Source organism: Frigoribacterium sp. CFBP 13605 (genome assembly GCF_014839405.1).
Lineage (GTDB): Bacteria > Actinomycetota > Actinomycetes > Actinomycetales > Microbacteriaceae > Frigoribacterium.
In genome coordinates this window covers 1-5,469 of the sequence record NZ_JACYNS010000139.1, presented here as the reverse complement: position 1 = coordinate 5,469, position 5,469 = coordinate 1, and the positions used below count along the sequence as shown (strand labels likewise).

The window sequence follows — 5,469 nt, the reverse complement described above, 5'->3', positions numbered from 1 at the left end:
GCCTCGGCCGCGAACCGGGCGGCCGCGACCTTCGTGCCCGCGCCTCCGGTGCCGACGCCGGCCGCACCGGCCGCGCCGAAGGTGACCCCGGCGAGGTCGTCGCCGAAGGGCACGTCGACGAGGGCGACGGCGCCGGGTTCGTGCGGCGGGCGGGTGTACAGGGCGTCGACGTCGCTGAGCAGGACGAGGGCGTCGGCACCGACCAGCTGCGACACCAGCGCCGCGAGCCGGTCGTTGTCGCCGAAGCGGATCTCGTGGGTGGCGACCGTGTCGTTCTCGTTGACGATCGGCAGGATGCGCAGCTCGAGCAGGCGCTCCATGGCGCGCTGGGCGTTGCTGCGGTGCGTCGGGTTCTGCATGTCCCCGGCGGTCAGCAACACCTGCCCCGCCACGATGCCGTAGCGGCGCAGGCTCTGCTGGTACCGGTAGATCAGGACGTTCTGCCCGACGGCGGCGGCCGCCTGCTGGGTCGCGAGGTCGGTCGGGCGGGAGTCGACGCGCAGGTGCGGCAGGCCCGTGGCGATGGCCCCGGACGAGACGAGCACGACCTGGGCACCCCGCCCGTAGGTCGCGGCGAGGGCGTCGACCAGCGGCTCGATCTGTCCGGCGTTCTCACCGCTGATCGACGACGAGCCGACCTTGACCACGATGCGGCGGGCCGTGCCGAGGCCGGCGCGGTCGACGACGCCCCCGGTCACGCCCGCTCGTCGCCTTCGACGTCGTCGCCCTCTTTCACGAGGAACCCTTCGTCGTCGGTCCACAGGCCGGCGGCGCGTTCACGCTGGAGTTCGGCGCGGGCCTCGGCCTTGGCGTCCATGCGCTCGAAGTACTCCTCGCGGCGCTGGTTGCGGGTCGGGCGGTCGTTCTGGATCAGGCGCGGGTCGGTGCCGCGGGCGCTGGTCATCAGCTCGGCCGTCGAGGTGAGGGTGGGCTCCCAGTCGAAGACGATGCCGCCCTCGGGGCCGATGACGACCGTCGAACCGGCCTGTGCACCCGCCTTGAACAGGGCGTCCTCGACGCCGATGGCGTTGAGCCGGTCGGCGAGGTAGCCCACGGCCTCCTCGTTGTTGAAGTCGGTCTGCACGACCCACCGCTCGGGCTTCTGGCCCAGGATGCGGTAGACGTTGCCGTAGGTGCCACCCTCGACCCTGATGACGAAGGGCTTCTCGTTGACGGCGCGGGGGCGCATGACGATGCGAGGAGGCGCGGGTCGCGCCGCGATCTCGGCGCGGCTGGCCTCGACGACCTCGGCCAGGGCGAAGGACAGGTTGCGCAAGCCCTCGTGGCTCACGGCGGAGATCTCGAAGACGCGGTAGCCGCGGGCCTCGAGCTCGGGCGTGACGAAGTCGGCCAGCTCGCGACCGTCGGGCACGTCGACCTTGTTGAGCGCGATCAGCTGCGGGCGGTCGAGCAGCGGCTTCTGGCCGTCCGGGACGGGGTACGCCTCGAGCTCGCGGAGGATGACGTCGAGGTCGGTCAACGGGTCGCGGCCCGGGTCGAGCGTCGCGCAGTCGAGCACGTGCAGCAGGGCCGAGCAGCGCTCGACGTGGCGGAGGAACTCGAGCCCGAGGCCCTTGCCCTCGCTGGCCCCCTCGATCAGCCCGGGGACGTCGGCGACCGTGTAGCGCGTGTCACCCGACTCGACGACGCCCAGGTTGGGGTGCAGCGTCGTGAAGGGGTAGTCGGCGATCTTCGGCTTGGCGGCCGAGAGGGCGGCGACGAGGCTCGACTTGCCGGCCGACGGGTAGCCCACGAGGGCGATGTCGGCGACGACCTTGAGTTCGAGCAGGACGTCTCCGGCCCAGCCGGGGGTGCCCAGCAGGGCGAAGCCGGGCGCCTTGCGCTTGGTCGACGAGAGGGCCGCGTTGCCGAGGCCCCCGATGCCGCCCTCGGCGGCGACGTAGCGCATGCCCGGTTCGACCATGTCGATCAATTCGACGCCGTCGGCGGACTTGACGACGGTGCCGACCGGCACGACGAGCTCGAGGGTCTCGCCGTTGGCGCCGGCCCGGTGGTCGCCCATGCCGAAGCCGCCGTTGTCGCTCGAGCGGTGCGGTGCACGGTGGAACCCGAGCAGCGTCGTGACGCCGCTGTCGCTGACGATGACGACGTCGCCGCCGTGACCGCCGTTGCCGCCGTCGGGGCCGGCCAGCGGCTTGAACTTCTCGCGCTTGACGGACACGCAGCCGTTGCCGCCGTTGCCGGCGCGGAGGTGGAGGGTCACTTGGTCGACGAATGTGGCCATGAGGTGCTTGATCTCTTTGTCTGTGCGTGCCGGTGCGAGCTGCCCGGGTCAAACACGTCTGGGGCGAGCAGGATGCTCGCCCCAGACGGTGCGACCCGCGAGGGGCCGCCGATGCGGGTCGTGTGCCGACGCCGCGTGGTGGTGCTAGACCGTCGCCGTCGCGGAGGCGACGATGTTGACGACCTTGCGGCCGCCCTTGGCGCCGAACTCGACCGAACCGGGGGCGAGGGCGAAGAGCGTGTCGTCGCCGCCGCGGCCGACGTTGACGCCCGGGTGGAAGTGGGTGCCGCGCTGGCGGACGATGATCTCGCCGGCGAGGACGACCTGGCCGCCGAAGCGCTTCACGCCGAGGCGCTGTGCGTTCGAGTCACGACCGTTGCGGGTGGACGATGCGCCCTTTTTGTGTGCCATGTGTTCTCAGCCCCTGGTTCAGTTGATCGAGGTGATCTTGACGCGGGTCAGGTCGGCACGGAAGCCCATGCGACGCTTGTAACCGGTCTTGTTCTTGTAGTTCTGGATGACGATCTTCGGGCCGCGCAGGTCGTTCAGCACCTCGGCGGTCACGGTGATCCCTGCCAGGGCGTCGGCGGCGGAGGTGACGGTGTCACCGTCGACGTGCAGCACGGCGGGGAGGGTGATGGAGTCGCCTTCGGCGGCCTTGAGGCGGTCGAGGGTGACGATCGTGCCGACCTCGACCTTCTCCTGCCGACCACCGGCGCGCACGACTGCGTAGACCATGTCTGTTCCTTAAGAGTTGGGGTGTCCGGCACGACGCGGCCTTGAGCCAGCGCGCACCAACCGCCCATCGTACAGGGGGCCGCTGGGGCCGTCAACGCGTCCTCCGACGGGCGCCGCGCCTCCTCCGTCCACGACCCCCGCACCGGCAGGCGGACCGACGACTAGCATCCAGGGCGTGATCCTGATCGACGAGGCCGTGTGGCCGGCCCACGACACGTTGTGGGCACACCTGGTGAGCGACGACTCGTACGACGAGTTGCACGCCTTCGCCGCCCGTCACGGCATCCCCCGCCGCGGGTTCGACCACGACCACTACGACGTGCCCGAGTCCCGACGGGCGGAGTTGATCGCCGGTGGGGCCGTCGCCGTGACCGGCCTCGACCTCGCCCGCCGTCTCGAACGCAGCGGGCTGCGGGTGTCCCAGCGGGTGAAACGCGGCCTCACGGCCTGACCGGTTCCGTCCGCCCCGGCCGCAGCCGCGCGGTCACCAACTCGTGTCGAAGCCCTCGTAGCTGGCCACGACCGCGCCCGAGGCGATCTCGACGATGGTGGTCGTGACCCCGTCGGCCACGGGGTCGATCGTGTACGAGTAGTCGGTCGGCGTCGTCGCGTCCCCGACCGACTGGACAGCCAGGTACTGCCCGTTCGGGGAGACGTCGAAGCCCTCGATCACACCGGATGCGCTCGGGGGCTGCCAGAGCGTCCGTGACGTGGCACCGTCGTCGGCGACGACGAGCGTCCGGTACGTGAGCCCGTCGTCGGACGGGACCGACACCTGCTGCACGACGTGGCCTGGGTCGAGGGCCACCAGCGGTCCGGCGAACGGGAGGACGCCGTCGACCGGGGCGGGGGCACGGGGGCGCTCGTCCCCCGTGGCGAGGTCGACGACCATGGAGGCGATCGCCGACGCGGCGATCAGCGTGGTGCCGTCGAGCGACACCCCCTGCAACAGCGAGTACGTCCCCACGGGCCGCACGGGGTCCACTCCCGAGAGGTCGACGACGCTCACCGAGTCGTCGACGGCCTGGACGACGACGTCGTCCTCACCCGGCACGAAGGCCCAGTCGGTGGGTTCGACGGGCTGCCCGGACAGGCCGAGGACCGGGGCCACCGCCCGCTCCCCCTGCAGCGGCAGCGTGTACAACGTCTCGACGTCCGAACCGGTCGGACGGAACGAGAACGCCAGCGTGGTCGTGGCACGGTCGGCCGCGAAGCGGGTGATCAGGCCGGGGGCCTCGGGCACGGGCAGGGTCTCGACGGCGGCCCCGTCGAGCGACACGAGGCTGAGGCTGCTCTGCGTCCCGTCGTCCGTCACGACCGCGACGGCCGAGTCGAACACCTCGTAGGCCTGGATGCGCGGCGCGGACCAGACGGTCGTCCTGTCCGAGCCCCGGAGCCCGGCCCGTTCGATGCGGTCGTCGGCCCCGGACGTGCCGCGCACGAGCCGGTACGCCGTCGCCGGGGGCGTGCTGAACCGCGCCTCCAGGGTCGAGGTCTGTCGCTGGTAGACGCTCGAGACCCCGTCGACGCGGACGTGGTAGTCGGTGTCGTACGCGAGCCGGCCGGTGAAGGTCACGGCGACCACGTCACCCGACGTCTGCACCGTGAAGGCGGCCGCGGGCGTCACGACCACCTGCGAGGCGTCGACGTGCGCGAGCGCCTGGTTGGCGAACACCCGCAGCTGCTGACCGGGACGCTCGACCACGGCCGTCGTGTCGACCTGCGTCTCGCCGGCCTTGGGGCCCTGGAAGTAGGTCAGGCCCACGAAGGCGGCACAGACCACCGCGAGGACGGTGACGACGGCGACCCATCGCGTGCGCCAGCGGGCACCGGCCTCACGGGCGTCCTGCTCGGTGAGGAACACGGGGTCGGACGCGAACGGATCGGGCGTGGCAGCCCCTCCCGTCGCGCCCCGGCCCCGTCCGCCCTCAGTAGAGGTACGGGTCACTGGGCTGTCCCACGGTGGTGACGTCGTCGGGCACGAGGGCGACGGGGTCCTGGCTCGAGCTGCTGCGGTTGGTGTCGAAGCCGCCCGTGACCTCGACCCAGTCGTCGGCGGCTACCTGGTCCTGCCACCCCGGCAGGTAGACGGGCACGCCGACGGGCTGGGCGTCGACCGCGCAGCACGTGATCACGAAGCGCGACACGTAGAACACGTCGTCGGGGTCGGTGTCGGACGGCGTGACGAACCCGACGACGTCGGCGGTCTTGCCCTCGTAGAAGGCGAGGTCGGTCGTCTGCCTCAGCAAGCCGGCCCAGTCGAGGACGCTGAACGACCGGTAGGCGTCCGAGGAGGCGCTGGTCGCGTCGGCCACGGTCGTACGGTCGAGCGCCGCGGTGGACGAGTTGACGTCGCGCTGGCCGGCCGTGGCGCTGGTGAGGGTGGCCGGGGGCAGGGCGACGACGGCGATCGCGATGGCGGCGGTGACGGCGACGCCCGCCGAGAAGGCGAGACGTCGGGCGCCGGTGGCGACCGGCCGACGCCG

At 71.9% G+C, this 5,469-nt stretch carries 7 protein-coding genes; 1 reads left to right on the top strand and 6 read right to left on the bottom strand.

The window, feature by feature from the left end; translation table 11 throughout:
* The 4 genes from proB to rplU all read right to left on the bottom strand — a co-directional run.
* Positions 1 to 698, bottom strand: a 698-nt coding sequence (proB, locus tag IFT36_RS14940; RefSeq protein ID WP_200413544.1) for a glutamate 5-kinase, incomplete at its 3' end; no start/stop codon positions are given.
* Entirely contained in the window at positions 695 to 2,245 is a 1,551-nt protein-coding gene (obgE, locus tag IFT36_RS14935; RefSeq protein WP_200413543.1) for a GTPase ObgE, read from the bottom strand. The genes proB and obgE, both read right to left, overlap by 4 nt.
* 144 nt (positions 2,246 to 2,389) lie before the next feature.
* On the bottom strand, positions 2,390 to 2,656 hold the full coding sequence (gene rpmA, locus IFT36_RS14930; RefSeq protein ID WP_123571842.1) for a 50S ribosomal protein L27: 267 nt from the start codon (positions 2,654 to 2,656) through the stop codon (positions 2,390 to 2,392).
* 18 nt (positions 2,657 to 2,674) lie between these two features.
* Entirely contained in the window at positions 2,675 to 2,983 is a 309-nt protein-coding gene (gene rplU / locus IFT36_RS14925) for a 50S ribosomal protein L21 (protein ID WP_056048310.1), read from the bottom strand.
* A gap of 175 nt (positions 2,984 to 3,158) precedes the next feature.
* Between rplU and IFT36_RS14920 the strand changes: the two genes are divergently transcribed.
* The gene (locus IFT36_RS14920) at positions 3,159 to 3,434 is read left to right on the top strand and encodes a DUF4031 domain-containing protein (protein WP_369794401.1); all 276 of its coding nucleotides are present in this window, start codon (positions 3,159 to 3,161) and stop codon (positions 3,432 to 3,434) included.
* A gap of 33 nt (positions 3,435 to 3,467) precedes the next feature.
* Here the strand turns inward: IFT36_RS14920 and IFT36_RS14915 are convergent, their stop codons facing one another.
* On the bottom strand, positions 3,468 to 4,847 hold the full coding sequence (locus IFT36_RS14915) for a hypothetical protein (RefSeq protein WP_200413542.1): 1,380 nt from the start codon (positions 4,845 to 4,847) through the stop codon (positions 3,468 to 3,470).
* 64 nt (positions 4,848 to 4,911) lie between these two features.
* Positions 4,912 to 5,469, bottom strand: a 558-nt coding sequence (locus IFT36_RS14910) for a TIGR03943 family putative permease subunit (RefSeq protein ID WP_200413541.1), incomplete at its 5' end; no start/stop codon positions are given.